Below are 25771 nucleotides of genomic sequence, written 5' to 3'. Positions count from 1 at the left end.
CTAAGGAGATACCTTCCATGCCCGGTTTTGAATTATTTGGTCCTGAAGAGAAGCAGGAAGTCGCTGACGTTATGGAAAACGGTTTTACCTTCCGTTACAACTTCGACCATATGCGTAATGATCGCTGGAAGACTCGCGATATGGAGCAACTGCTCTGCGAGAAAATGAACGTGAAGCATGCTCACCTTTTGTCAAGCGGCACCGCTGCACTGCAAACGGCCATGATGGCTGCGGGCATTGGCGCTGGCGACGAAGTTATCGTGCCACCTTTTACCTTTGTTGCCTCAGTTGAAGCGATTTTTATGGCAGGCGCGATTCCTATCTTTGCCGAAATCGACGAGACACTGTGTTTATCTCCAGAAGGTATTGAAGCCGCGATTACCCCACGTACTAAAGCGATTAACTTAGTGCACATGTGTGGTTCTATGGCGAAGATGGACGAGATCAAAGCCGTCTGTGCAAAACATAACATCAAGATTTTAGAAGATGCTTGCCAAGCCATTGGTGGCAGCTACAAGGGCCAAGCCTTAGGTACTATCGGTGATGTGGGTTGTTACTCATTCGATTCAGTCAAAACCATCACCTGTGGTGAAGGTGGCGCTGTAATCACTAATAACACTGAAATCTACAACAACGCGCACATGTTCTCCGATCACGGCCATGACCACATAGGTAAAGACCGCGGCGCTGAGTCACATCCAATCATTGGCTTGAACTTCCGTATTTCGGAAATGAACGCCGCCTTAGGTTTAGCGCAATTACGTAAACTCGATACCATTATCGATATCCAACGTAAAAACAAAAAAACCATTAAAGATGCGATGGCCGCTGCTATCCCAGAAGTAACCTTCCGCCTGATCCCCGATCCAGAAGGCGACTCAGCGGGCTTCTTAACCTTTATGTTGCCAACCGAAGCGCGTACTATCGAAATCAGCAAAAAACTGGCTGAAAACGGCGTCGATGGCTGCTTCTACTGGTATGTAAACAACTGGCATTATTTGAAAAACTGGAAACACATTCAGGAGCTTAAGGCATCTGCTGCGTTGCCAATCACATTAATCGCCGACAGACCTGACTATACTCAAGTTTCTGTGCCTAAATCCGATGCCATTATGAGCCGCACCATTTCTATGCTCATCAAGTTGTCTTGGACCGATGCTCAGATCGCTGAGCGTATCGAAAACATCAAGAAAGCATTTGCCCAATAATTCTACGGGAGTTTGTTGCAATGAGTTTTAAGAATTTTAAAGTAGTTGAAAAAATGATCTTCGGCCGTGGCTCATTCGTCCAATTGGATGAAGTGTTAGCTGCTGAACGTAAAACCGCCGACGACTTCGTGGTATTTTTAGTCGATGACGTGCATCAAGGCAAAGCCCTTGAGGGCCGCATCCCAGCTAAAGCACAAGACATGGTGATTTGGGTTAACGTTGATGAAGAGCCAAGCACCATTCAAATCGACACGTTAACAGAGCAAGTTCAAGCTTTTAATAGCAAACTGCCTGTCAGCGTAGTGGGTTTAGGTGGCGGTTCAACCATGGACGTGGCTAAAGCGGTATCGCTGATGCTGACGAACCCAGGTGGCTCTGCCATGTACCAAGGTTGGGACTTAATCAAGAACCCAGCGGTACACCACATTGGTATCCCAACGATTTCTGGTACTGGTGCAGAAGCGTCACGCACCGCCGTGTTATGTGGTCCAGTGCGTAAGCTAGGTCTGAACTCAGATTACACAGTATTCGATCAAATCATCATGGATTCTGAGTTAATCGAAGGCGTTGAAACGGACCAATGGTTCTACACAGGTATGGATTGCTATATCCACTGTGTTGAATCTTTACAAGGTACCTTCTTAAACGAGTTCTCTAAATCCTACGCTGAAAAAGCCATGGATTTATGTCGCCAAGTGTACTTAGACGACCACGTAGAAAAAGACGACAAGCTGATGATGGCGTCTTTCATGGGCGGTATGAGTATCGCTTACAGCCAAGTGGGTGCCTGTCACGCGGTTTCTTACGGTCTGTCTTATATCTTGGGTTACCACCACGGTATCGGCAACTGTATCGCCTTTGACGTGTTAGAAGAATTCTATCCAGAAGGTGTTGAAGAGTTCCGTTTGATGATGAAGAAACACAACATCACACTGCCGAAGAACATCTGTAAAGATCTGCCAGACGAAACCATAGCAAAAATGGTTGCCGTGACTAAGAGCATGGGTCCACTATGGGCTAACGTTTACGGCGCGGGTTGGGAAGAGAAAGTCACAGACGAAATGTTGACTGCCCTGTTCCGTCGCATCTAAGCTCTAACACATATTAAAAGGGCTCAATTGTGAGCCCTTTTGTCTATATGCATTGTATTTCTACACTGTATATCTTTGATAAAAGTAGGATAATTTGATGAATGTGACTCTGTTAATCCCGGCTCGTTACGGTTCAAGCCGCTTCCCGGGCAAACCCTTAGCCCCGATTAACGGCAAGCCAATGATCCAACACGTGTATGAACGCGCGTCGTTAGCCAAAGGCCTCACCAATATTTATGTCGCTACCGATGATGACCGCATTAAAGCGGCCGTTGAAGGTTTTGGCGGCAAAGTGGTCATGACCAGCCCAGAAGCGGCATCGGGTACAGATCGTATCAATGATGCGATAAACCAACTGGGACTGAAAGATGACGACTTAGTGATCAACCTACAGGGCGATCAACCCCTTATTGACCCAACATCCATCGAGCAAGTCATCAGCCTCTTCGAGCGTCACCCAGGTGAGTTTGAAATGGCCACCTTAGGCTTTGAAATCGTCAATAAAGCCGAGCTTGACGATCCTATGCATGTGAAGATGGTGTTCGATAACAACAACTATGCCTTGTATTTCTCTCGTTCGCGTATTCCTTTTGGCCGCGACACCCAAGATTACCCCGTTTATAAGCACTTAGGTGTGTATGCTTATACCCGAAAATTCGTCCAAGCCTTCGCCGCTCTGCCATTAGGACGTCTAGAAGATCTGGAAAAACTCGAGCAATTACGTGCATTAGAATATGGTCATAAAATCAAAATCGCCATTAGCGCCTTTGATTCTATTGAAGTTGATACGCCAGAAGATATTCGTAAATGTGAGCAACGTTTAGCGGTTGATTGATCACCCGTGTGTCTTGCGCGCGAGTCTATTCGAAACAGGAGCTGAGTATGTCGACCTTAGAAGTCTGGATCATTATTATTTTGATCGTCGGTGTCATCGCCAGCAATCTTGCCGCGTTGAAGTACAGTGCTAAGTTCAAACTGCCGCAGTTCGGCCAACATGGTAAAGATAAGCAGATAAAGCCTACTGCTGAGCCTTCGGCAGCAGAGCATGACGCAGATGCGGCTTCAAACAAGCCAAGTTCTGCGGACTCAGAAGCCAATAAAACAGATGAGCCACCTAAGAACTAAACTCAACGGTGGCTTTAAGAGTAATCTGAAGATGACTCGTGAACTCGCCTCTTATAGACTGCGCTAAAAAGCTGAGCAATGATGTTCGCAAACATAGAAAAGGCGCCATAAGCGCCTTTTTTGTCTCTTATACCAATCGTATTAATCACAAGCTCGTCCACGCATCAACCTTAAGCTTTTTTCGCTGATGTGCGACTTAATGGCTGCTCCTCAAGGTGCGCCACTAAAAAGACTAAGAAGCGAAACAGGGATTTAATCCTCAGATCGTGGCTTTTATTGGGCTCGGCCGCGACTAATTTCTGCAGTGATTTGATTTTAGAGTAAGCATTCTCGACTAAAGCGTCGTTCTCTTTACCGACATACTTAGCAAACTCGGCAAATTCGCCAATAAACTTCAGGGTCACTTTACGGCGATTTAACGCAGTGAGTGCGGCGCCCTCTTTCAGTTTTGCCTCAAAAATACTGCATTCTAAACCGCTGGCGATCGCGCTTTGCGATAAACCGCTGCTTAAGGCATCGGCCAGAAAACCCAAATTGGCTTTTAACTCAAAGGCAATCGCCTGCTTACTGGCGCTCGATTGCTGCCAGCGACTGCGTTCCTTATCGAAAATATCGTATAGCTCTTTCCAAATGCTCATGCGCTTTGCCTACCTTGCACTGAATCGCTCCCTTTCGTTTAATGGCACTCGACTTTATTTTTTTAATACTAGCGACTGAAAGTTATCATAAATTTAAGATTTTCGGCATAGCGCTATGATAAATAATGAGTTAAATAATGGGTTAATGCACATTCACACTAAAACTAAAATCGGCATAAAAAAATGGCCCGAACGAGTCGGGCCATAGTGCAACCATATTCAAATCGAGAGCAATGTATGAGCTGCCTGAGCGAGAAACGAACTCAATGAGAACTCATGACTAACTCGCAGCTAATCCAATGAAATATAAAGTTAAAGCACTTGCGATTTTTTCGCATTATTTTTCTCGGCGGCGAGTCGACGCTGCGCTTCTTTTTTCTCGCGGCGCGCTTCAATCACTTGATTTACATCGCTGCCGATATGCGCTTCGTTACGGGCTTTTGCCAGATTCACTTGACGCTCACGCTCAACAAAACGTTTACGCTGCTCATCAGAAATTTTATCGATACAATGTGGGCAGCTGACACCTTGCACATAGGCAGGGCTCTGTTTTTCAGCTTCAGTGATTGGCATACGGCAAGCATTACATTGATCGTATTGGCCTTTCTTCAAGTCATGATTTACCGCAACGCGGTTATCAAATACAAAGCACTCGCCTTCCCACAAACTTTCTTCCGCTTTGACTTCTTCAAGGTATTTAAGAATACCGCCTTCAAGATGATACACCTCGTCGAAGCCTTGCTCTTTCAAATACGCGGTTGATTTTTCACAGCGAATACCACCGGTACAGAACATGGCGACCTTCTTATGTTTAGCAGGATCAAGATTTTGCTTCACATATTCCGGGAATTCTCTGAAGGTTTCAGTCACAGGATTAATGGCATTTTTGAAAGTGCCGATTTGCACTTCATAATCGTTACGGGTGTCGACTAAAATCACATCCGGATCAGAAATCAGCGCATTCCAATCTTGAGGCTTCACATAGGTGCCAACCACTTTAAGTGGATCAATACCTTCAACGCCCATAGTCACGATTTCGTTTTTCAGTTTGACTTTAGTGCGGTAGAACGGCATTTCATCGTCGAATGACAATTTGTGCACGATATTGTCTAGGCCATTTTGGCCGTTAAGCCAAACCAATAATGCTTCGATCGCTTCTTGAGTGCCGGCAACTGTGCCATTAATCCCTTCGCTTGCGAGGAGCAGAGTGCCTTTGATCTCGGCCTGTTCCATCATGGCGAGCAGTGGCGCTCGGATAGATTCAAAATGCGGTAAAGACACGAATTTATATAACGCACACACGACGACTTTAGTCATAACACCCTCTTTGCTGGCTGGAACTTAATTTCCAGTGCATAAACAAATCAATCAGCTGTAGACTGGCTACAGATCCCAAAATAGCGCGGAATTCTACCTGAGTCACAGCAAGATAAAAACAGATAAAATGCAGGGTCTTTAATTCTTTACGCACAGAGGTAAGAAAAATCATTTTCTGCTGGCAAATTAAGCAGAAATTTCAATATGAAAGCGTTACCATCTGCGCCCTTTGCACACAGCCTGATTGGCACGCGGCATTCGTACTGGCACACTCGCGTCGTCAATAAGCATGTACATGTAGAAGACAAAAGCCGACATCTGCGTACATCGCACCAACTTGCGTCGCATTAGCGCCGCACAGTAGAGTAAATCCTAATGGCTCTAGCCGTCTTATACACTTTTCGTCGTTGCCCCTATGCCATGCGAGCGCGTTTGGGACTCTTACTCGCCCAATGCAATGTTGAAGTCCGCGAAATCACCCTCAAAGCTAAACCAGCGCAAATGCTGGCCGCTTCACCCAAAGGGACTGTGCCGGTATTAGTGCTAGCCAATGGTGAAGTGATTGCCGAAAGTCTTGAGATCATGCGCTGGGCACTCACGCAAGCGGATCCCTTAGATCTGCTATGTCAGCAAAGCCCTGTAATTGAAGGTAAAATGGCGGAGCTTATCACGCAAAATGATCAGCAATTTAAGCCATGGCTCGACCGCTATAAATATGCTGACCGTTACCCTGAACAAACGCAAGCTGACTATTATCAGCAAGCGAGCCATTTCCTCACGCAACTTGAAGCATGCTTAGGGCAACACACCTTTTTAGTTGCCGATACACCTCGCCTTGCGGACTACGCCATCGTGCCTTTTATACGCCAATTTGCCGCAGTGGATCTTAAACGTGCACTGAGCGATGATTTTCCGCGACTCGCCGCTTGGCTAGAAAACCTCATTTCGAGTGAAATATTTATTCGTGCGATGGAAAAATATGTGATCTGGGACGCTAGCCATTCTCCAACTTGCTTGTTAGGAGACATGTAAGCCAATAAGATTTAAAGATTATTTTTATTTTATGTTATAGCCATCGGTAAAATATTCGAGTAAGGTATTTGACAGTTAGTGAGGTCGCTAATTTAGCTACAGATCACTAGGCAAGCTTCTCAAGATAAATGTAACCGCGCTTAATGTCTTTCAAAGGCGTGAATGATAGAACACAAGGATAAGGCAGTTGGAACATATGGATATCAATATCATTATTATGCTTGGGGGCCTGATGCTACTGCATTTTCTTTTCGCCCTTCGAGCCTTCAAGAGTAAAGTGGATCTCAGCACCAACAAAAAATGGTTATGGTGCTTTCTGAGTCTGATCCTCGGCCCTATGGGGTATTACGGTTATCACGGTTTTATTCCCCTCGATAGAATTCTCAAAGACTAAGCCGTCAAACACCATCACATTGGGCGACAACACTTGCTACCGCATCATTGCCCCGCCCAATTCAAATACTCATTTCAATACGAGTCAAAGCACATAAATAAGCATTTAAACAAATACTTACAAGAGCTTAAACACGCAAAAAAATAGCGCAAGCTTAGGCTGCGCTATTTTAATGATTCCTCTTTTACAAAACCTTAAAATTTAAATCATTCGCTATAAATGGCTATGCAACAGCACAGCATCATCGGGGACTTTTTGGATCACAGGCGCTTGCCCTTCAGCCAAGGCTTGTTTATAGCTTTGATTCATTTTAAGGGCGAGATACAAATCTGGCCGGATCAGAATGCCGCCTTCCCCTGTCTGCATACCCGCTTGCTCGAACCAACTCAGCATCTGTCGTTTACGCCCCGCAAGCACTAAGCGTACTCCACGCTTTTTAAGCAATTGATGTAAATCTGCCAACATGGCCATCACACTTAAATCTAAATGGGTAAAACAAGGCACGGCATCAATAATGATGCAATCGACCGGCTCAGATTCCCGAATAAACTTTTCCAGTAAACGGCGCTTAAAATACGTCGCATTAAAATAAGTTAACGGCGAATTAAAGCGATACATAAACACGCCAGGCACAGATTTAGCTTTACCCGAATCATCGACGCTGCGGATAACGCCCTTATGATCTAAGCCAAGCACTTGATCCGTGGGGCGCATTACCGTCGCAAGGAACTGGAATAACCCCAGTAACACGGCCAAAGTGATCCCAGGAATCACCCCAATAAATAGGACAGAGAACAAGGTGATACACGCAAGCAAGAAAGCTGACTTATCGCGCACACGCAAATTCCACAGCGACTTAAGATCGATAAGCGAAATAGAGGCAATCACCAATACCACCCCTAATGCTGCGCTAGGGATGTACTTCAACGGCGCAGTAAAAAACAGCGCGACAACGCCAATCAATACCGCCGCTATGATGGACACTAACTGGCTCTTGCCGCCATTGGCATCGTTTACCGCAGTGCGGGAATCGGCGCCGCTCACCGCAAACCCTTGGGAGATGGCGGATGCGATATTGGCTAACCCTAACGCCCTGAATTCTTTATCTGCATCTATATCGTAACCATTTTTTGCCGCAAAACTTCGAGCGGTCAGCATCATGCTCACAAAGCTCACCATGGCTAAGTTGAGCGCTGGCACCACCAACTCACGGGCCAGCCCCAAATCAAAAGCCGGTGCTTGGAATGAAGGTAAACCAGAGGTCACCTCTCCGACAACGCTAATGTCAAAGCTCGTCAGGTTAAATACCCAAACAAGAAACGCCGCCATCGCCATCGCGCACATAGATGCGGGCCATTGGGGACGAAACCGTTTCACTAAGGCATAGGTCGCCAGCGTCACAATCCCCATTGTCAAGGTCGGCCAATGGGTTTTTGATAAATAAGAAGGGGCGCCGCTGAGGCGTTCGATTAAATAGCGCTCGTCGAAGGTAAAACCAAAAATCTTCGAAAATTGTCCGACGATAATGGTGATCGCGACCCCGTTCAGCAATCCCATCAAAATCGGCTTTGACAGAAAATCAGCAAGCACACCCAGCTTAAAACGGCTCGCGATCAAGCACCAAAAGCCTGTCATGGCTGTCATGGTCATGACTAACTGCCAATGCTTCATGCTATCGCCTGCAGCAAGGGGCGTAACAACGGCGGCGATAACGGCGCAGGTCGCCGCATCTGGACCCACGATTAATTGCTTTGAGGTCCCAAATAGCGCGTATACCAGCATAGGCAAAACGCAGGAGTACAAACCCACAGCAGCATTGACGCCTGTGAGCTGGGCATAGGCAATCGCGACAGGGAGTGCCACGGCGGCAACGGACAAGCCTGCGCGCACATCATCCCTAAGCCATTGCTTTTCATATTGTAATAATTGCGCCAATCCCGGCATAAACGAAATCAAACTAGGAAACTTCACTCGGCAACCTCCATTCACACCATCAAGATAAGCACTAATCAGTATAACCGAGACTGAAAATATTCAGCGAAAAGGTCATTACCTAAAAGCCAGCAATAGTATGTTGGTTATGGCATAAAGCCAATCATTACGCGAGTATTTTCCTCAGAATATTTATGGAGTTAGGCGCTGAATAAACACTAAGTTAGCGCAATATCATCGGCAGTGACACTAAAAGTAAACTGCCCATAAACCAATTAAAATGACGCTTACGTCTATCCGTATTGAGTTTCTTACTGATCGCCGCACCGACAAACACCCAAGTAAATGACGCCGGAAATCCCACTACGTTAAAGGTTAATACCCCAAGAAAGGCACTGAGCCAAAAGCCATCGCCGCCTAATGTGAATGCGCTGCACAGGGTAATTGTCGACATCCAAGACTTAGGGTTAATCCATTGGAATAAGGCGGCCTCAATCAGGGTCATAGGTTTTCGGCCGTCATCAAGATGCGTGCTCTGCACTGGCGACGTCACTAATTTGTACGCGAGATACAGCAAATACGCCAAAGCGAAATATTTCAAAACTTGGTGCAATACCGGTAATGCTTCAAACAAGGTTCCAAGCCCAAATAACACCGCAAGGTGTAAAGAAGTCGAACCCAAGCGGATCCCTGCAATGTGCGGCACAGTGCGCATCACACCAAAATGCGCACCGGAACTGGCCAATAGCACATTGTTTGGTCCGGGCGTCATAGACATAGTGGCGCAAAACAGCGCAGTCGAGGCCATCAAAGTCCATAATTGTGGATCGTAAAGTAGTGCGGTATTCATATTCACCTTAAATTGTATGCATACATTTATTGACATAAAAAGATGCAATAAATAATATACGGAGAATATTAGAGATCAATGGATTTATTGTCATGAGTACAATCTGGACGCCAGACCTAACAGCTTTTTCAGGCCCGAAATATCAGCGCTTAGTCAGTGCGATAGAACAAGGCATTTTGCAGAAGGTGTTGACCCAAGGCAGTAAACTGCCACCGCAGCGCCGTCTAGCCGATGCTTTAGGCATCACTATTGGCACTGTAACCCGCGCCTATGCATTGGCGGAACAAAGGGGTTACGTTGAAGCACGCGTCGGTGATGGCACCTATGTCAACGCCTCCCCAGTACCAGAGATCGGTAACGTACAATTGAATATGGCGACCTGCCAGCAGCCACTCACAGATCAAATCAGCACTCTCAGTGATTGCCTCAGCCAATTAGCAAAAGACCCGACAAAGCTCAGCCAGTTACTGGGTTATCGCGCCAGTCCATTAGATCAACATCAACAAGTGTTTAACCAATGGCTTAACCAACGCGGCATACAACAAACGCCTGAGCAACTGATCTTTACCCATGGCGGCCAGCAAGCGATTTTTGCTTGTTTAAGTGCATTTTTATCAACGGGCGATGTGCTGCTGCACGAGCAATACAGTTATCCAGGCGTGAGAATTTGTGCTAAGCAACTCGGCGTGACCAGCATTGGTGTGCCCCTCACCCATGAAGGTGTAGATCTCGCCCGCTTTGAGGCGTTAGTGCAAATCCATCATCCCAAGTTAGTCTATCTAACCCTGAATAATCAAAACCCTACCTGTATTCAATACAGTGAGTCGCAGCGGCAAAAACTCCTCGAATTGGCCGAGCAGTATCAGTTTTATATCATTGAAGATGATGTGAATTATTGTTTACCCGAAGAGTGGCATTCGCCCCTGTGGCAATTAGCAAAACAGCTGGCTATCCCACGGGTGATTTATATTTCTAGCCTGTCAAAATTGTTTTCTGGCGGCCTAAGGCAAGGTTTTATTCTGGTGCCTGAACCACTTATCGCCCAAGTGCGACTCGCGATTCATAGCCAATGCTGGATGGTATCGCCGCTGAACATTGAAATAGCCTGTCAGTTGATTAAGAAAGGCCAAATCACTGCCGATCGCGATACCATAGTTCGCCAACGCCAACGTCTCTGTATCGCCATGAGCGAACGACTGAAATTAACCCAAACTTGGCGAGGACTGAACGGTTGGCTACAACTGCCAGAAGATATCAAAGCCCATCACCTCGTCACTGCACTGGCCGCTAAAGGCATTTTGATCCGTAATGGAGATGACTTTAATTGCCATGACAATTTTATTCGCTTGAGCCTTGGCGGCGCCGAAAACGACACTCAATTTCAACATGCGATTGAATGTATCGAGGCGACGATTCACTCCCTGGTACAAAATGCCTATTCAGTGGTGTAATCTCGCTTAAAAACCTCCGAACTCAGCCAATTTTTATGCGCCATGTCAGATGAAGTTAATTCACACTAAATAGCTAATTTGTAAAATTAGAGAGCATAAAAAAGCGCCAGTAGCATGTATGCTACTGGCGCAGATGTGACTGACAAGCATGATGAAGGAGCAATTAGCTATAAACCACTAGCGCAGCACTATTTAATCTTTAGTTGGTAAACACTCGTCGTGCCGCTGACTTCATTGCCTATGATTAACAAAGGATTACCGTTAGGGCTTTTATCGGCACTGACAAACTTCATCCCTTCTGGCCCTAAATCACCCGCCAATGTTGCATCCCCTTTGACTTCACCCGTATCTGTATTGATAACAAAGTCGGCCTCAAAATCACGATTCACAACATAGTCGATAAAATGCACATCGAAGGGATTGGTCACGTCATAAATCATAAAGCCTGCGGTGCGTTCCAAACCAACAAAGGCATATAGTCGTTGACCAATTTGACCTAGGGCTAAGGCTTCTGGCTCTGGTCCTTTATCATCGCTGCGGCTATCGCCTTTATTTTCTTCGTTATTATTGTTGAAGTGACTGCCTAAAAGTGCCGCGGTAATACGTTCAAAATCACTCGCACTGTCAAAGACTTGCTGACCGTCTGCGCTCCAAATCGAGAATGAGCGAGCACCGAAGCTGACTATCTTGTCGTAATCGCCGTCCTTATCGTCGTCACCCATGCTAGTGGTCACTTTAAGGCGGGCTAACTGCGTTTTATCTTTTGCAGCGGCAAATTGTGGGTGATTTGGGTCGAGCACTAAATCCCCTGCGCGGGCTTCTTCAGAAAAGCCCGCATAATCACGGGAATCACCTTCGTTGGCCGTAACGATAAAGTCGGTATTGTTCCAACGGTAGCTCGCGACAGTATCGGGTTGATACATGCCGTAGACGCCTGTGTAGCTTTGCAGGTTGACAAGATTGTCTTTGTCACTCGCATCAATTTTATTCACTTCAAGTCCGTAATCCTTAAGGCCTAGTGGTAAAATCTTGGCGACTTTGGCATTGGCGATATCAATTACGGCAATGGCATTGTTCTCTTGCAAACTGACAAACGCACGGCGGTTATCTTGGCTAATGGCGATATATTCAGGTTCTAAATCCTGCGCCACACTCGCCATTGGGCCATTGATTTTAATGTCTAGCGTGATCTCACTGGCACGTGCACCGCCTTGATTAAATTCACTAAAACCGATAATAGCCGCAGTGGCTGCGGGCTTACCGTCAGCAATTGCAATCAGCGCCACACTGCCTTCAGGATCTAAGGTATAGGCTGGATTTGGCTCGCCTTCATTGGCCACTAATAAGGTTTTACCATCGTGGGTAAATGCCACGTTATCGGGTAAAGCGCCGACTTCTACCGCGCTGATAAACTGCGGTGCATCTGTGCCGTTAAGCTGATAAAAAGCGACAAAACCATTGGCTTGGGTTTTATTGCCGTCAGCATCGCCACGTTCAATCGCAGCCGCTAACAAGTTGCCTGAAATGCTCACACTGTTAACGCTACCCATAAAGGTTTGGCCAACGTCTTTAGCCACATCAAGTTCGCCAAATTTTTCGAGATTATTCAATGCTAACGGATCAGCGGCATTGGATGCCGTTGCTAATAAACGGCCATCTATAATGTCCACTTTGCCGCTAATGGCATTGACCACAAAAATACGGTTAGATGCACTGTGATATTCAACGATTTCAGCGGCACTTAAGCCATAAACGCCAGTCTGATGACGACCAATTAACTCAGCTTTTAAGCCTGCAGTTTGTGGCTGGCAAACATATTGGGTTTGCGCTGCTGCAATTTCGCTGTCATCTAATTGTCCATTATTGTTAGCATCTAATCCGGTATCGATTCGCTGGCCACCGGCGGGACAATGTGCATCACCGATATTCAATGCCGTCACGTTAACCAGTGAATTTAAGCCGTTGTCTCCTTTATCACCTGCTGCGCCATCATCACCGCTACAGGCTCCGAGTAATAAGCTCGCCATAATGGCAGCGGCTAGCGGAAGTCGTTGTGTTTTCATCGTGTCATTCCTGAATATTTTATTTTTAGTAGGGTGAAGCTAAAGCCCACTAAACTAGTCAGCATAAAAGACGTAGGGATGACAAAGCCGTGACACTCAGATGACAGCTCGTACTTTTGAACGAGTCAGTTTAAACCATCAGGATGTGAAGGACTAAGATGTAAAGAACTGAGTTACAAAGGGCTACGATTTGATAAGAAAGACTTGATAAGAAAGATTTAAATGAAGAATCTTGTGAAGATAACGGCCCAATCTACTAAAGTGACACTTCGGTAATCAAACTTACCACTTAGTTACAATTTAATCGGTAAAATACAGTAAAGAAATCAGCGCAAAGATTGGTTTATTTGTCCGAGCACTTTACTATGCTATTGCTTGCTGTCTGAACTGTGCAAATAGACAATACCGCAATTCACTTTTGCCTAAACCCCGCCAATGATCTTGATCATGTGCTCTCGCTCTTAGTGTAGAAACTGGTAGCGCAGGAACTGGCTTCAAAATGGCGGATTAATTGTGAATTGTTCTAGTACAATTTAAACCACACCGCATAAACCTGTGAAATACGCTTTCAATTCTTTCGCCACCCGAGGTAACAGTGGACCCACAATCACAACCTTCTGCCCATAACGGCAGACGTATACCGAATTTAGCGCTGCTTATTCCCATGCTTGCGGCGATTGTCGCGATCACGCCATTGGCCATCGACATGTACTTACCTGCGATGTCGACATTGGCCCTCAGTTTTCATACCAATGTCACGACAGTGCAGCAGTCCCTGAGTATCTACTTAGCGGGTTACGCGCTGGGCATGTTATGTTTCGGCCCCCTAGCCGACCGCATTGGTCGTCGCCCTATGGTGATATTGGGACTGAGTGGATTTATGCTCACCAGCTTACTGATAGGGTTTGCGGGTCAAGTCGAAGTCTTTCTTGGACTACGTTTTTTGCAGGCTTTTATCGGCGCGGCTGCGACTGTGGTGGTACCGGGATACATCAAAGAAGTCTATGGTGACAATACCGCCAAGGGTATGTCATACGTGAGTTTAATCATGATGTTAGCGCCATTACTCGCACCTAGCATTGGCAGCGTGATCCTCGAACTCGGTGATTGGCATTTAATCTTCTTCATTCAATCCGCCTATGCCGCAACCCTGTTATTACTGGTGCTGTTTGCGCTAAAAATGCCCAGCGATAAAGATATGGATACCCGCAGCCAGAAATCGTTTCTTGGCGCCTATGCGACCGTATTTTCCCGCCCTGGCGTTAAGCTAAACATTGCCAGCGGCGTGTTAACGTCTTTTTCATTTTTCTGTTATCTCACTGCATCGCCCTTCGTTTACATGGAAGTCTTTGCCTTAGATAAATCCTATTTTGCAATCTTGTTTAGCACTAACGTCGGCGCGTTGATGTTGGCCAATATCATTAATACGCGCATCGTGGGCCGTTATGGTTCGCTACGTATGTTGCATGTGTCGACCTTTTTCGGGGCGATTGCTGGTGTCGGTTTATTAACCGTAAACCTGCTGGATATGAGCTATCACTTTACCGTGATCATGCTTATTCCTTTAATGGGTAGCCTAGGGGTGATGTCAGTCAATGCCGATGCGATAGTACTGATGAAGTTCAAGCAAGAAACGGGAACCGCAACCGCAGTTATTGGCACCTTAAGATTTGGCTGTGGCGCACTGGCGGGCCCGTTATTGGCAGTGTTTTACGATGGCACAGCCGTGCCCTTCTCTGCCCTCATGTTAGGTTCTATTGTGTTAGTCGGTATTTGCCAATTCAATCGTCCAAAGCATCAAATACCGCCGACGGTTTAAGGAGCTATTTTTAAGGGTCTATTTCTAAGAGCCATGGATACCAATGCCACATCGGCAACACATGTTTGATCGCATAAAACAGCGCATTGGCTTTCACAGATGTAGCAAATAAGTAATATTTAATCGCGACAGTTAAGTATCTGCTTATCTAACCTCCAACACCAAAACGGCACTTTTAGTGCCGTTTTTGCTTTTTAAGCATCTAACAATCTGAAAAATATAAGATAAGCCCATAAACCAGCCTAGGTTACTTGGCGATTCAAGCAAGTTATCGAGTCATTCAAACGTGAAATTGTTTCAAGTTGGTTATTTTTTACATAAAAGGCTTGAAATGTTGTTTTTTTTGAATATGATGAAATTCTGTTCATTGCAACAGTTGCTGCATCCTAAGGGATGAGTCACTTGTCTTCGACGAAGTCAGTTCAGCATTTCGGAGTCTGAATTACCCTTCAGGCTTAATTTTTAGAGCGATTACCGTCGCTGTAACAAGATACTGTTTACCGTAACGGTACTATGCAATAGGAGTTCCACATGGAGATGTTATCCGGCGCCAGCATGATAGTGCGTTCTTTGATCGATGAAGGCGTAAAGCACATTTTTGGCTATCCTGGCGGTTCAGTTTTAGATATCTACGACGCCCTGCACGTTATCCCCGGTATTGAACACATACTCGTTCGCCACGAACAAGCCGCCGTACACATGGCCGATGGCTACGCCCGTGCCACGGGTAAAGTGGGCGTGGTATTAGTCACCTCAGGCCCAGGCGCGACCAACGCGATTACCGGTATTGCCACCGCTTACATGGATTCTATCCCCCTTGTGGTGTTATCGGGTCAAGTCCCGAGCAATCTTATCGGTAACGATGCCTTCCAAGAATGCGACATGATAGGTATCTCTCGCCCTGTAGTGAAACACAGCTTTTTAGTTAAAGATCCGACTGAAATTCCTGAAATCATTAAAAAGGCTTTTTACATTGCCTCTACTGGCCGTCCCGGTCCTGTGGTTGTCGATCTGCCAAAAGATTGTTTAAACCCCGCCCTGCTGCACGAATATTGCTACCCAGAAAGCGTCAAAATGCGCTCGTACAATCCAACGACATCAGGCCATAAAGGTCAGATCCGCCGTGGTCTTCAAGCCCTGTTAGCCGCAAAAAAACCGGTACTTTATGTCGGTGGCGGCGCAATTATCTCAGGTTGTGATAAGCAAATTCTGCAATTAGCTGAGAGATTAAACATTCCCGTCGTCAGCACGTTGATGGGGCTTGGCGCCTTTCCAAGCACCCACAAAAACAGTTTAGGCATGCTTGGGATGCACGGTCGCTACGAAGCCAACATGACAATGCATAACTGCGATTTGATCTTCGGTATTGGTGTACGCTTCGACGATAGAACCACCAATAATGTGGAAAAATACTGTCCGAACGCGACCATTTTGCACATAGATATCGATCCCTCTTCTATTTCGAAAACTATCCACGTGGATATTCCTATCGTGGGGTCAGCCGACAGTATTTTAGACAGCATGTTGGCACTGTTAGATGAATCGAACGAACACAACGACAACGATGCTATTGCTACTTGGTGGAATGACATTGAACAATGGCGCAGTCGCGATTGTCTGGCCTATGACAAAAACAGTGGCCGCATCAAACCACAGCAAGTGATTGAAACCTTGTATAAGCTGACCAATGGCGATGCCTATGTCGCATCAGATGTTGGCCAGCACCAAATGTTTGCCGCCTTGTACTATCCGTTCGATAAGCCGCGCCGCTGGATCAACTCAGGTGGCCTAGGGACAATGGGATTCGGCCTGCCCGCCGCGATGGGCGTAAAAATGGCCATGCCTGATGCTACTGTTGTGTGTGTCACGGGTGATGGTTCCATCCAGATGAACATTCAAGAGCTTTCGACCGCGCTGCAATATGATACGCCGGTTAAAATCATCAACTTAAACAATCGTTTCCTTGGCATGGTAAAACAATGGCAGGACATGATTTACTCTGGCCGTCACTCACATTCCTATATGGATTCAGTGCCAAATTTTGCCAAAATTGCCGAGGCCTATGGTCATGTTGGCATGACGATCAGCGATCCCGCCGAACTTGAGTCAAAAATGGCTGAAGCGCTGGCGATGAAAGACAGACTGGTCTTTATCGATATCATGGTGGATGAAACTGAGCACGTGTACCCCATGTTGATCCGCGGTGGTGCGATGAATGAAATGTGGCTGACCAAGACGGAGAAATGCTAATGCGTCGAATTATATCTGTATTATTAGAAAACCAATCCGGCGCCCTGTCTCGTGTGGTCGGTTTGTTTTCACAGCGCGGTTATAACATTGAAAGTTTAACAGTGGCGCCAACGGACGATATCACCCTGTCGCGGCTTAATATCACAGTTGTTGCCGATGAAATGGTGTTAGAGCAGATAGAGAAGCAGCTACATAAGTTAATCGATGTGTTAAAAGTATCGAATATTACTGAGTCTGCTTATATTGAACGTGAGCTTGCCCTTGTTAAGGTCCGTGCCCAAGGCGAATTTAGGGAAGAAGTGAAACGTATGGCGGATATTTTCCGCGGTCAGATTGTCGATGTCACCGCCAATTTATACACCATCCAAATGGTGGGCACGTCAGATAAACTCGATGCGTTTATTCATGCGCTGGGAGAAGTCACCAAACTGGTCGAAGTCTCACGCTCCGGCGTGGTGGGTTTGGCCCGCGGCGAAAAGGCCATGAAAGCCTAGTTTTCCCTCGGAAATCTCGCGGACATTTTCGCATAAGCACAAAAACATCAAGGGGAGCATAATGCTCCCCTTGTTTTTAAGCGGTTATCACAGCGTCAATTATGACTGGCTGTCTAACAAGCGCGATGAGGTGATCTCAATTTTGCGTGGTTTCAATGCTTCAGGAATTTCACGCACTAAATCAACATTGAGTAAGCCATTTTCTAAACTTGCACCAAGCACAGTAACATAGTCTGCCAGCTGGAAAGTACGCTCAAAACCGCGTTCAGCTATGCCTTGATACAGGTATTTACGCTCGGTTTGGCTTTCGGCTTTATTGCCTTTCACCAGTAATTTTTCACCTTCACTGCTGATCTCAAGTTCATCCATCGAGAATCCGGCTACGGCCATCGTTATGCGATAACGATTTTCGCCGAGTAATTCGATGTTATATGGAGGATAACCTGAGTTACCATTATTGGCGGCGGCATGTTCTGCCAATTGCGCTAAACGGTCAAAACCAATGGCACTGCGGTAAAGTGGTGTTAAATCATAAGTACGCATATTCATATCCTTGTCTTAAGCAATATGGAGAATTGGCGGACTGTTTTCAGGATGAAAACGGTTGTAGAGTCTGCCGAATTAAATCTTCTGTCCTTACGGCACAGAATTCACACTAGGACCCTCATCGAGCGATCCTGAAATAGATATAAGGACGGGAGAGAAAATTTCAAGCAAGAAAATTAAAAAAATGTGCAGAATTTTAAAAGAACAATAAAAACAAGCGCTAATTCAACTTTAAAACCGTGAAGCGAGACGTAATTGGTATCGCGGCATTAGATTCATTGCGCACGGCAAGCAGTATTCGCTAAATTGTAGCCAATAAAAAAGGAGCCTAGGGCTCCTTTTTCAGTCTTAGCATCGAATTAACGAGTGCGTGGACACAGTTCTTCAGCGCTGAAGAAGTAAGCAATTTCACGAGCAGCAGATTCAACAGCATCAGAGCCGTGAGCCGCGTTTTCGTCAATGCTTTCAGCGAAATCAGCACGGATAGTACCAGGAGCCGCTTGAGCTGGGTTAGTTGCACCTAAAATTTCACGGTGAGCTAAAACAGCGTTTTCGCCTTCTAATACTTGGACCATGATAGGACCAGAAGTCATGAATGCAACCAGAGCACCGAAGAAGCCGCGCTCGCTATGCTCAGCATAGAAACCTTCAGCTTGTTCTTTAGTCAGGTGTAACATTTTTGATGCAACGATCTTAAGACCAGCAGTTTCAAAACGATTGTAGATAGCACCGATGTGGTTTTTTGCAACAGCATCAGGTTTGATAATAGAAAATGTGCGTTCGATCGCCATAACTAGCTTCCTTTGTCAGCAAGTTTAAAAAATTCGCGCGGATTATACGAAATTTAAAAGCTAAATCCTATCTTTATAGCAAATTAGTCTGAGATATTGCGCACATTCGCTTTATTCGTAATCAGCTTGATCACGCAAAAGACCCCGCTAGGAGGATAAATCCTCAGCAGGGTCCATTAACTCATTAAAAAATGGGATTATTTTCTATTTTTTGCCCAAATACCTGCCCAAGCAATCAAAGCGACTAAAATGATTGCGGGAGCAAGATCTAACAAGTGATGGAATAAACCGACACCGCCATGTCCTGGATGAGCCCAAGCCATTGAAGGGACAAGCATACATAACAATACAAGCAAAAGTTTCATGTGAACATCCTTGCAGTTGCGATAACAAAGTTAAGCCATTTAAATGCCTTAACCAATATACAACAAGGTACGATATCCGCTAAAAATGAACTTGACTGTGATCAAACTCTCGCCAAATATCCTCTGCGCCACTGCAAAAACGTGAGGTAAATCACCTTAGTTAAACGTCAAATGGACAAGATGCCTCACATAAAAAACCGTATCGCCACTGTGCTCACTACTTTTCCTCAATCCAACACTGCTGAATCGCTTCCAGTATTTTTTCATTACAGTGCTTAGGATCATCGGCAAAATCATCCAAGGCTAACACCCACTCATACAATTGGGTGAAATGCAGCTGAGTGGGATTCACCTCTGGGTGTGCTTCGAGTAATTCCAACGCAATATCTAACGAATCTATCCAAGTTAATGTCATCGTTTACCCCTATTCGGTTCGCTTTAATGGGTAAGCGATTGCTTAACGGCGTTACCCATAAGGAGGTGAATCAAGTGTTGATGTTCCGCAGTCAATACTCGACAGCAAGAGCATTAACCCTGTGCTTGCGTCACCTTTTTTACTTTTATCGCATTTTTTTCAACAAAATCAATAATAGCACCCGCCACATCTTTCGTGGTGGCGCCTTCAATTCCTTCAAGACCGGGTGAGGAGTTCACTTCCATGATCACAGGACCGTGGTTTGAGCGTAGCAAGTCAACACCAGCCACATTAAGCCCCATAGTCTTAGCCGCACGAATGGCGACTGAGCGTTCCTCTGGGGTTAATTTGACTAAACTTGCCGTGCCACCACGGTGCAAGTTAGAGCGGAACTCTCCGGGCATAGCTTGGCGCTTCATGGCAGCGATCACTTTATCGCCGAGCACAAAGCAGCGAATATCTGCGCCATTAGCCTCTTTGATATATTCCTGCACCATAATGTTGGCTTTAAGGCCCATAAAGGCTTCAATCACGCTCTCAGCCGCTTTACGGGTCTCGGCTAATACCACGCCAATACCTTGGGTGCCTTCGAGTAATTTAATCACCAGAGGCGCGCCACCCACCATATCAATTAAGTCGGGAATATCACTCGGTTTATTGGCAAATCCAGTAATGGGCAAGCCAATGCCGCGGCGTGACATCAACTGCATAGAACGCAATTTGTCACGTGAGCGCGAGATCCCTACAGAATCATTTAAAGCATAGACGCCCATCATCTCAAACTGACGCAACACCGCCGAACCATAAAAGGTAATCGACGCCCCAATACGGGGGATCACGGCATCAAATGCGGGTAACTCTCGCCCACCAATGTGGATACTCGATTGCCGCATGTTGATATTCATATAACATTCAAGGGGATTAATTACGTGTACTTCATGACCACGTAATTGAGCCGCTTCAACGAGTCGCTTCGTTGAATATAGCTCAGGCCCTTGCGATAAGATCGCTATTCTCATTTGGTCTCCGGCAACCATTAATTTTGAGCGCATAATACGCCTGCGCAGGGATAAATCAAACAACTAGAGGCATAGACAAGATTAGTTGCACAAATGCTCAACGCCAAAAGCAAAAAACCAGTCACATGGACTGGTTTTAACAATTATCGCGGCAGCATTAATTGCCTTCGCTGACCATGTTAACCGTGTATTTAGGGATCTCAATCACCATGTCAGTGTCGACCACTTTCGCCTGACAAGATAGACGGCTTTCGGGCTCAAGTCCCCAAGCTTTGTCTAACATGTCATCTTCCAGCTCATCACTTGGCTCAAGATCATTAAAGCCTTCACGCACAATACAGTGACACGTGGTGCAAGCACAGGACTTTTCACAGGCATGCTCGATATTGATGCCATTACGCAGCGCAACATCAAGAATGGTCTCACCAACATTCGCCTCAAGCACTGCGCCATCTGGGCACAACTCGGCATGGGGAAGAAAGACTAATTGGGGCATTACATCACCTATATGTTGTCGATCGACTGGCCTTTAAATGCCACTCGAATAGAATTGTCCATACGTCTGGCAGCAAAATCTTGGGTTTGCTCATCCAGTTTTTCAATCGCGAGTTTAATTGCATCGGCATCATCGCCCGTAGCCACTTGCGCCACATTGGCCATGATGGCGTCAATTTGCCCACGCTCATCGGCATTCAGCAAGTCGCCATCTTTCGCTAACGCGGCATGTAAAGACTCGAGTACCCTCGCCGCCTCCACTTGCTGCTCGGCCAGCATACGACGACCGATATCGTCTTTGGCATACTTCATCGAATCTTTCAGCATAGTGGCAATTTCAGTATCCGATAAACCAAAAGATGGCTTAACTTGAATGCTAGATTGCACGCCGGTGGATTTCTCCATCGCGGTCACGCTAAGTAAACCATCTGCATCCACTTGGAATGTCACACGAATATGCGCCGCGCCTGCGGCTAACGGCGGAATACCTTTTAGCGTAAAACGCGCCAGTGAGCGGCAATCGGCAACGAGCTCACGCTCGCCCTGCACCACATGGAATGCCATGGCCGTTTGACCATCTTTAAAGGTGGTAAATTCCTGTGCTCGCGCAACCGGAATCGTCGTATTACGCGACACCACTTTTTCCACTAAGCCGCCCATGGTCTCAATGCCTAATGACAAAGGGATCACATCGAGGAGCAACAAATCAGATTCAGGTTTATTACCCACTAAAATGTCGGCTTGAATGGCCGCACCAATCGCGACAACACGGTCGGGATCGATAGACGTCAGTGGTGGTTTACCGAAGAAAGCTTCAACCTGTTCACGCACTAATGGCACGCGCGTTGAACCGCCAACCATCACAGTTTCAAGCACTTCATCTGTCGTCACGCCCGCATCACGCAGGGTACGGCGACAGCTAGCAATGGTCTTCTTAACCAACGCCGCAATCATGGCATCAAATTCAGCTTTAGAAACGATTTGCGTGAGTTCAGTCCCATCGGCAAGGATCACTTTTGCTTCAGTTTCTGCTGCATCCGTTAAGGCTTCTTTGACTCGACGCGATTCAATCAACAGTTGACGGCTTAATTGTGAGTCGATGTCGCTAAGCTGCCACACTTGTTGCATATGTGCTTGGAGTAAATGATCGAAATCATCGCCGCCAAGCGCAGAATCACCGCCGGTGGCTAACACTTCGAATACGCCGCGATTCAAGCGCAAAATAGAAATATCGAAGGTGCCGCCGCCTAAGTCATAGATGGCAATTACGCCCTCTTGCTTAGAGTCTAAGCCGTAGGCAATCGCAGCAGCCGTCGGTTCATTCAACAGACGTAGCACTTTAACACCCAGCAAAGCTGCGGCATCTTTCGTGCCTTGGCGCTGGGCATCATCAAAATAGGCCGGTACGGTTATTACGACACCTTGCAGCTCGCCACCTAAGGTTTTTTCAGCACGGGCAATCAGCGGACGTAAAATCTCCGCAGACACTTGCACGGGATTTACTTGGCCTTGGGGAGTCACGAATAAAGGTAAACCGTTTTCGCTTTCGGCAAACTCGTAGGGGAATGATTGCTCGCCGGCTTTGATATCAGCCAGGCTGCGGCCCATAAAACGCTTAACCGAAACGATCGTGTTTTGCGGATCCTGCGCCGAACTCAACGCCGCAAGGGCGCCAACTTCGACTGAATCTTGGGTATAACGCACGATAGAAGGTAATGAATGCTGTCCAAGTTCGTCCGGCAGAGTTGCCGTCTCGCCACTTCGAACAGCCGCCACCAAAGAATTGGTCGTACCTAAATCTATGCCAACGGCAAGTCTATGTTGGTGCGGCGCGGCACTTTGACCGGGCTCAGCTATCTGCAAAAGGGCCATATATATCCAACTTAGTAATGCCAACCCAAGCGTGCTTGAGTCAGCAAAGTAACATAAACACGGAAAATCAATCTAACAGAGCGTCTTCGACTCTGGTCAACTCGTCGTGTAATTTTGCCATAAATTTGAGTTTGCGAACTTGATCCGCCGCTAACAATGCATCTTCAGCCTGCTCACTGGTTAACAGTTGAGTCAATTGCTGAGTGAGTTGCGCGCGGTACTGCGCAAACGATTGATATAGTTCGTCAATACTCGCTTGAGGATCGGCACTATCGCGTATGTCTTCCAACGCCTCACGCCATTCCATTTGCTGCATCAAGAAGCCAGTATCTTTCACTGTCGTGGTTTCATGGCTTAATTCAATGCCACGCAGCGACAACATATGCTCGGCGCGGCGAATGGGATCTTTTAAGGTTTGAAAACCATCATTGACTTGCGCCGTGCGCTGCACCGACAGCAATTTTTGCTGCTCAGTATCATTGGCAAATTTATCGGGATGAACCGCCCGTTGCAGTTCGCGATAGCGTTCTGCAAGTAAGGCGGTATCAATATCGAAGGCAGGGGAAAATTTAAACAGCTCGAAATAATTCATGCGTCAACTTTAGCGGTTAAACAGTGAAACTCTCACCGCAACCACACTCACCTTTTGCGTTAGGATTGTTAAATTGGAAGCCTTCGTTCAGCCCTTCTTTAACAAAATCCAGCTCGATCCCTTGAAGATAGATGAGGCTCTTGGCATCGATGATGATTTTCACATCTTCGATATCAAATACTTCATCGTCATCATTTAAAGAATCAACGAACTCAAGTACATAAGCCATACCAGAACAGCCTGATGTTCTTAAGCCGAGACGCAGGCCTACACCTTTGCCTCGATTGACTAAGAAAGATCTGACACGATCGGCTGCCGCTGGGGTCATTGTAATCGCCATCTTAACTCCAGATGTTACTTAGCTTGTTTCGATTTGTACTCGTCGATAGCAGCTTTAATGGCATCTTCAGCCAAAATTGAACAGTGGATCTTCACCGGTGGCAATGCCAATTCTTCAGCGATATCTGTGTTCTTAATCGCCGCAGCTTGTTCGATAGTCTTGCCTTTAACCCACTCAGTTACCAGTGAGCTAGACGCAATCGCGCTACCACAACCGTAGGTTTTGAACTTAGCGTCTTGAATGATGCCATCAGCACCAATTTTCAACTGAAGTTTCATCACGTCACCGCAAGCAGGCGCGCCTACCATACCGGTCACGACCGAAGGATCGTTTTTATCAAAAGAACCAACGTTACGTGGGTTCTCATAATGATCTATCACTTTTTCACTGTAAGCCATGGTACTGCTCCAAAATTATCTATTGTAAAGGTCAGAATTAATGATGTGCCCATTGAACTTGGTTCAGGTCGATTCCATCTTTAAACATTTCCCACAAAGGAGACATTTCTCTTAATTTATCAATAGATTGAGTAATTACTTCGATAGCGTGATCGATTTCTTCTTCGGTTGTGAAACGGCCGATAGAGAAACGAATCGAGCTATGTGCCATTTCATCGTTTAAGCCAAGCGCACGTAATACGTAGCTAGGCTCTAGGCTGGCAGAGGTACAAGCCGAACCCGATGAAACCGCTAAATCTTTCAGTGCCATCATTAACGACTCGCCTTCAACATAGTTGAAGCTGACGTTGAGGCTACCGCTAACGCGCTCAATCGCATCACCATTGATATAGGTTTCTTCAATGTGCTTGATGCCATTCCATAATTTGTCACGCAATGCACCGATACGAGCGTCATCAGAGGCCATTTCCGCTTTTGCGATTGCAGCAGCTTCACCTAAACCTACGATTTGATGCGTTGGTAACGTACCGCTACGCATACCACGCTCATGGCCACCACCGTGCATTTGCGCTTCTAAGCGAATGCGTGGCTTACGACGAACATATAGCGCGCCGATGCCTTTAGGGCCATACATTTTGTGACCAGAAATCGAGATCAAATCCACTTTAGTGGCTTGCACATCGATAGGCACTTTGCCTGCACTTTGCGCTGCATCCATGTGGAAAATAATGCCTTTTGAACGGCACAGCTCACCGATTGCATCGATATCGTGGATCACACCGATTTCGTTGTTCACGTGCATGATGCTGACAAGGATAGTGTCGTCACGCATTGCCGCTTCTAAACGTTCCATCGGAATGATGCCGTTAGCCGCTGGCTCTAAATAAGTCACTTCGAAACCTTCGCGCTCTAATTGGCGACAGGTATCAAGAACGGCTTTATGTTCAGTCTTACTGGTAATGATGTGCTTGCCTTTCTTGTGATAGAAATGAGCAACACCTTTAATCGCTAAGTTGTTCGATTCCGTCGCGCCAGAGGTAAACACAATTTCGCGGTGATCGGCGTTAATTAACTCGGCAATTTGATTGCGAGCAATATCCACCGCTTCTTCAGCTTGCCAGCCGTAGCGGTGTGAACGTGAGGCTGGATTACCAAAGATGCCGTCCATTGTCATACATTGGAACATCTTTTCCGCGACTCTTGGATCAACAGGCGTGGTGGCGGCGTAATCTAAATAGATAGGAAGCTTCATAACACACTCCGTACTGAGCAGT

26 protein-coding genes are annotated in these 25771 nt (G+C 46.3%); 10 read left to right on the top strand and 16 right to left on the bottom strand.

The window, feature by feature from the left end; genetic code table 11:
* Nucleotides 1-17 precede the first annotated feature (17 nt).
* The 4 genes from kdnA (at nucleotide 18) to NE536_RS10005 (ending at nucleotide 3424) form a co-directional block, all read left to right on the top strand.
* Complete coding sequence (gene kdnA / locus NE536_RS10020) at nucleotides 18-1208, top strand: 8-amino-3,8-dideoxy-alpha-D-manno-octulosonate transaminase KdnA (RefSeq protein WP_006081832.1); 1191 nt, start codon at nucleotides 18-20, stop codon at nucleotides 1206-1208.
* A 20-nt stretch (nucleotides 1209-1228) separates the two neighbouring features.
* Nucleotides 1229-2299, top strand: a complete 1071-nt coding sequence (gene kdnB / locus NE536_RS10015) for a 3-deoxy-alpha-D-manno-octulosonate 8-oxidase KdnB (RefSeq protein WP_011846934.1) — start codon at nucleotides 1229-1231, stop codon at nucleotides 2297-2299.
* Nucleotides 2300-2396: 97 nt separating this feature from the next.
* Nucleotides 2397-3134 carry an 8-amino-3,8-dideoxy-manno-octulosonate cytidylyltransferase KdsB gene (gene kdsB / locus NE536_RS10010; protein WP_006081834.1) on the top strand — a complete coding sequence of 246 codons (738 nt, stop codon included), beginning with the start codon at nucleotides 2397-2399 and terminating at the stop codon, nucleotides 3132-3134.
* Nucleotides 3135-3181: 47 nt separating this feature from the next.
* Nucleotides 3182-3424, top strand: coding sequence for a DUF2897 family protein (locus NE536_RS10005; protein WP_261272601.1), 243 nt, complete (start codon nucleotides 3182-3184; stop codon nucleotides 3422-3424).
* Between the two features lie 170 nt (nucleotides 3425-3594).
* On the opposite strand, the gene NE536_RS10000 is transcribed toward NE536_RS10005, so the two are convergent.
* Nucleotides 3595-4062 (bottom strand): hypothetical protein, encoded by a 468-nt coding sequence (locus NE536_RS10000; RefSeq protein ID WP_006086831.1) that lies wholly within the window; start codon nucleotides 4060-4062, stop codon nucleotides 3595-3597.
* 312 nt (nucleotides 4063-4374) lie between these two features.
* Nucleotides 4375-5379 carry an oxygen-dependent tRNA uridine(34) hydroxylase TrhO gene (gene trhO, locus NE536_RS09995; protein ID WP_261272600.1) on the bottom strand — a complete coding sequence of 335 codons (1005 nt, stop codon included), beginning with the start codon at nucleotides 5377-5379 and terminating at the stop codon, nucleotides 4375-4377.
* A gap of 375 nt (nucleotides 5380-5754) precedes the next feature.
* Between trhO and NE536_RS09990 the strand changes: the two genes are divergently transcribed.
* Nucleotides 5755-6411, top strand: coding sequence for a glutathione S-transferase (locus NE536_RS09990; protein ID WP_261272599.1), 657 nt, complete (start codon nucleotides 5755-5757; stop codon nucleotides 6409-6411).
* A gap of 196 nt (nucleotides 6412-6607) precedes the next feature.
* Nucleotides 6608-6805: a hypothetical protein gene (locus NE536_RS09985; protein WP_126493490.1), complete on the top strand. Its 198-nt coding sequence runs from the start codon at nucleotides 6608-6610 to the stop codon at nucleotides 6803-6805.
* A gap of 213 nt (nucleotides 6806-7018) precedes the next feature.
* Here the strand turns inward: NE536_RS09985 and NE536_RS09980 are convergent, their stop codons facing one another.
* Together NE536_RS09980 and NE536_RS09975 are read right to left on the bottom strand one after the other, a co-directional pair.
* The gene (locus NE536_RS09980; protein WP_261272598.1) at nucleotides 7019-8776 is read right to left on the bottom strand and encodes a SulP family inorganic anion transporter; all 1758 of its coding nucleotides are present in this window, start codon (nucleotides 8774-8776) and stop codon (nucleotides 7019-7021) included.
* A gap of 184 nt (nucleotides 8777-8960) precedes the next feature.
* Complete coding sequence (locus NE536_RS09975) at nucleotides 8961-9587, bottom strand: LysE family translocator (protein ID WP_259514118.1); 627 nt, start codon at nucleotides 9585-9587, stop codon at nucleotides 8961-8963.
* Nucleotides 9588-9679: 92 nt separating this feature from the next.
* On the opposite strand from NE536_RS09975, the gene NE536_RS09970 reads away from it, so the two are divergent.
* Nucleotides 9680-11038, top strand: coding sequence for an aminotransferase-like domain-containing protein (locus tag NE536_RS09970; RefSeq protein WP_261272597.1), 1359 nt, complete (start codon nucleotides 9680-9682; stop codon nucleotides 11036-11038).
* Nucleotides 11039-11226: 188 nt separating this feature from the next.
* Here the strand turns inward: NE536_RS09970 and NE536_RS09965 are convergent, their stop codons facing one another.
* Entirely contained in the window at nucleotides 11227-13101 is a 1875-nt protein-coding gene (locus tag NE536_RS09965; RefSeq protein ID WP_261272596.1) for a choice-of-anchor I family protein, read from the bottom strand.
* A gap of 595 nt (nucleotides 13102-13696) precedes the next feature.
* Here NE536_RS09965 and NE536_RS09960 point away from each other — a divergent pair.
* The 3 genes from NE536_RS09960 to ilvN all read left to right on the top strand — a co-directional run bounded on the left by NE536_RS09960 (nucleotide 13697) and on the right by ilvN (nucleotide 17664).
* Nucleotides 13697-14920, top strand: coding sequence for a multidrug effflux MFS transporter (locus NE536_RS09960; protein ID WP_261272595.1), 1224 nt, complete (start codon nucleotides 13697-13699; stop codon nucleotides 14918-14920).
* A 531-nt stretch (nucleotides 14921-15451) separates the two neighbouring features.
* Nucleotides 15452-17170, top strand: a complete 1719-nt coding sequence (locus tag NE536_RS09955) for an acetolactate synthase 3 large subunit (RefSeq protein WP_006081845.1) — start codon at nucleotides 15452-15454, stop codon at nucleotides 17168-17170.
* The gene (gene ilvN, locus NE536_RS09950; protein ID WP_006081846.1) at nucleotides 17170-17664 is read left to right on the top strand and encodes an acetolactate synthase small subunit; all 495 of its coding nucleotides are present in this window, start codon (nucleotides 17170-17172) and stop codon (nucleotides 17662-17664) included. Before NE536_RS09955 ends, ilvN begins: the two co-directional genes overlap by 1 nt.
* 99 nt (nucleotides 17665-17763) lie before the next feature.
* Here the strand turns inward: ilvN and NE536_RS09945 are convergent, their stop codons facing one another.
* From NE536_RS09945 to NE536_RS09895, 11 genes are all read right to left on the bottom strand, one after another.
* A complete protein-coding gene (locus NE536_RS09945; protein ID WP_006081847.1) occupies nucleotides 17764-18207 on the bottom strand; it encodes an Hsp20 family protein in 444 nt (147 codons plus the stop codon).
* Between the two features lie 362 nt (nucleotides 18208-18569).
* Entirely contained in the window at nucleotides 18570-19001 is a 432-nt protein-coding gene (ndk, locus tag NE536_RS09940; protein ID WP_006081848.1) for a nucleoside-diphosphate kinase, read from the bottom strand.
* 197 nt (nucleotides 19002-19198) lie between these two features.
* A complete protein-coding gene (locus NE536_RS09935) occupies nucleotides 19199-19366 on the bottom strand; it encodes a hypothetical protein (RefSeq protein ID WP_106650660.1) in 168 nt (55 codons plus the stop codon).
* 217 nt (nucleotides 19367-19583) lie between these two features.
* The gene (gene iscX / locus NE536_RS09930; protein ID WP_063883516.1) at nucleotides 19584-19781 is read right to left on the bottom strand and encodes a Fe-S cluster assembly protein IscX; all 198 of its coding nucleotides are present in this window, start codon (nucleotides 19779-19781) and stop codon (nucleotides 19584-19586) included.
* Nucleotides 19782-19894: 113 nt separating this feature from the next.
* Complete coding sequence (gene rimK / locus NE536_RS09925; protein ID WP_006081851.1) at nucleotides 19895-20800, bottom strand: 30S ribosomal protein S6--L-glutamate ligase; 906 nt, start codon at nucleotides 20798-20800, stop codon at nucleotides 19895-19897.
* Between the two features lie 157 nt (nucleotides 20801-20957).
* Nucleotides 20958-21296 carry an ISC system 2Fe-2S type ferredoxin gene (gene fdx, locus NE536_RS09920; RefSeq protein ID WP_006081852.1) on the bottom strand — a complete coding sequence of 113 codons (339 nt, stop codon included), beginning with the start codon at nucleotides 21294-21296 and terminating at the stop codon, nucleotides 20958-20960.
* Between the two features lie 8 nt (nucleotides 21297-21304).
* Nucleotides 21305-23167: a Fe-S protein assembly chaperone HscA gene (hscA, locus tag NE536_RS09915; protein WP_261272594.1), complete on the bottom strand. Its 1863-nt coding sequence runs from the start codon at nucleotides 23165-23167 to the stop codon at nucleotides 21305-21307.
* A 67-nt stretch (nucleotides 23168-23234) separates the two neighbouring features.
* Nucleotides 23235-23759 (bottom strand): co-chaperone HscB, encoded by a 525-nt coding sequence (hscB, locus tag NE536_RS09910; protein WP_012089341.1) that lies wholly within the window; start codon nucleotides 23757-23759, stop codon nucleotides 23235-23237.
* A gap of 16 nt (nucleotides 23760-23775) precedes the next feature.
* On the bottom strand, nucleotides 23776-24099 hold the full coding sequence (iscA, locus tag NE536_RS09905) for an iron-sulfur cluster assembly protein IscA (RefSeq protein WP_006081855.1): 324 nt from the start codon (nucleotides 24097-24099) through the stop codon (nucleotides 23776-23778).
* 14 nt (nucleotides 24100-24113) lie between these two features.
* Nucleotides 24114-24497, bottom strand: a complete 384-nt coding sequence (iscU, locus tag NE536_RS09900) for a Fe-S cluster assembly scaffold IscU (RefSeq protein ID WP_006081856.1) — start codon at nucleotides 24495-24497, stop codon at nucleotides 24114-24116.
* Nucleotides 24498-24534: 37 nt separating this feature from the next.
* Nucleotides 24535-25749: an IscS subfamily cysteine desulfurase gene (locus tag NE536_RS09895; RefSeq protein ID WP_006081857.1), complete on the bottom strand. Its 1215-nt coding sequence runs from the start codon at nucleotides 25747-25749 to the stop codon at nucleotides 24535-24537.
* Between the last annotated feature and the right edge of the window lie 22 nt (nucleotides 25750-25771).

The organism is Shewanella septentrionalis (assembly GCF_025370265.1).
GTDB classification, from domain to species: Bacteria; Pseudomonadota; Gammaproteobacteria; order Enterobacterales; family Shewanellaceae; genus Shewanella; species Shewanella hafniensis.
Note: the sequence above shows the minus strand (reverse complement) of the source record. Positions and strands in the feature narration are given on the sequence as shown.

Excerpts from the sequence above, each read along its gene's own strand:
- kdnA (WP_006081832.1), top strand. The coding sequence starts at position 18 with ATGCCCGGTTTTGAATTATTTGGTCCTGAAGAGAAGCAGGAAGTCGCT.
- kdnB (WP_011846934.1), top strand. The coding sequence starts at position 1,229 with ATGAGTTTTAAGAATTTTAAAGTAGTTGAAAAAATGATCTTCGGCCGT.
- kdsB (WP_006081834.1), top strand. The coding sequence starts at position 2,397 with ATGAATGTGACTCTGTTAATCCCGGCTCGTTACGGTTCAAGCCGCTTC.
- NE536_RS10005 (WP_261272601.1), top strand. The coding sequence starts at position 3,182 with ATGTCGACCTTAGAAGTCTGGATCATTATTATTTTGATCGTCGGTGTC.
- NE536_RS10000 (WP_006086831.1), bottom strand. The coding sequence starts at position 4,062 with ATGAGCATTTGGAAAGAGCTATACGATATTTTCGATAAGGAACGCAGT.
- trhO (WP_261272600.1), bottom strand. The coding sequence starts at position 5,379 with ATGACTAAAGTCGTCGTGTGTGCGTTATATAAATTCGTGTCTTTACCG.
- NE536_RS09990 (WP_261272599.1), top strand. The coding sequence starts at position 5,755 with ATGGCTCTAGCCGTCTTATACACTTTTCGTCGTTGCCCCTATGCCATG.
- NE536_RS09985 (WP_126493490.1), top strand. The coding sequence starts at position 6,608 with ATGGATATCAATATCATTATTATGCTTGGGGGCCTGATGCTACTGCAT.
- NE536_RS09975 (WP_259514118.1), bottom strand. The coding sequence starts at position 9,587 with ATGAATACCGCACTACTTTACGATCCACAATTATGGACTTTGATGGCC.
- NE536_RS09970 (WP_261272597.1), top strand. The coding sequence starts at position 9,680 with ATGAGTACAATCTGGACGCCAGACCTAACAGCTTTTTCAGGCCCGAAA.
- NE536_RS09965 (WP_261272596.1), bottom strand. The coding sequence starts at position 13,101 with ATGAAAACACAACGACTTCCGCTAGCCGCTGCCATTATGGCGAGCTTA.
- NE536_RS09955 (WP_006081845.1), top strand. The coding sequence starts at position 15,452 with ATGGAGATGTTATCCGGCGCCAGCATGATAGTGCGTTCTTTGATCGAT.
- ilvN (WP_006081846.1), top strand. The coding sequence starts at position 17,170 with ATGCGTCGAATTATATCTGTATTATTAGAAAACCAATCCGGCGCCCTG.
- NE536_RS09945 (WP_006081847.1), bottom strand. The coding sequence starts at position 18,207 with ATGCGTACTTATGATTTAACACCACTTTACCGCAGTGCCATTGGTTTT.
- ndk (WP_006081848.1), bottom strand. The coding sequence starts at position 19,001 with ATGGCGATCGAACGCACATTTTCTATTATCAAACCTGATGCTGTTGCA.
- NE536_RS09935 (WP_106650660.1), bottom strand. The coding sequence starts at position 19,366 with ATGAAACTTTTGCTTGTATTGTTATGTATGCTTGTCCCTTCAATGGCT.
- iscX (WP_063883516.1), bottom strand. The coding sequence starts at position 19,781 with ATGACATTAACTTGGATAGATTCGTTAGATATTGCGTTGGAATTACTC.
- rimK (WP_006081851.1), bottom strand. The coding sequence starts at position 20,800 with ATGAGAATAGCGATCTTATCGCAAGGGCCTGAGCTATATTCAACGAAG.
- fdx (WP_006081852.1), bottom strand. The coding sequence starts at position 21,296 with ATGCCCCAATTAGTCTTTCTTCCCCATGCCGAGTTGTGCCCAGATGGC.
- hscA (WP_261272594.1), bottom strand. The coding sequence starts at position 23,167 with ATGGCCCTTTTGCAGATAGCTGAGCCCGGTCAAAGTGCCGCGCCGCAC.
- hscB (WP_012089341.1), bottom strand. The coding sequence starts at position 23,759 with ATGAATTATTTCGAGCTGTTTAAATTTTCCCCTGCCTTCGATATTGAT.
- iscA (WP_006081855.1), bottom strand. The coding sequence starts at position 24,099 with ATGGCGATTACAATGACCCCAGCGGCAGCCGATCGTGTCAGATCTTTC.
- iscU (WP_006081856.1), bottom strand. The coding sequence starts at position 24,497 with ATGGCTTACAGTGAAAAAGTGATAGATCATTATGAGAACCCACGTAAC.
- NE536_RS09895 (WP_006081857.1), bottom strand. The coding sequence starts at position 25,749 with ATGAAGCTTCCTATCTATTTAGATTACGCCGCCACCACGCCTGTTGAT.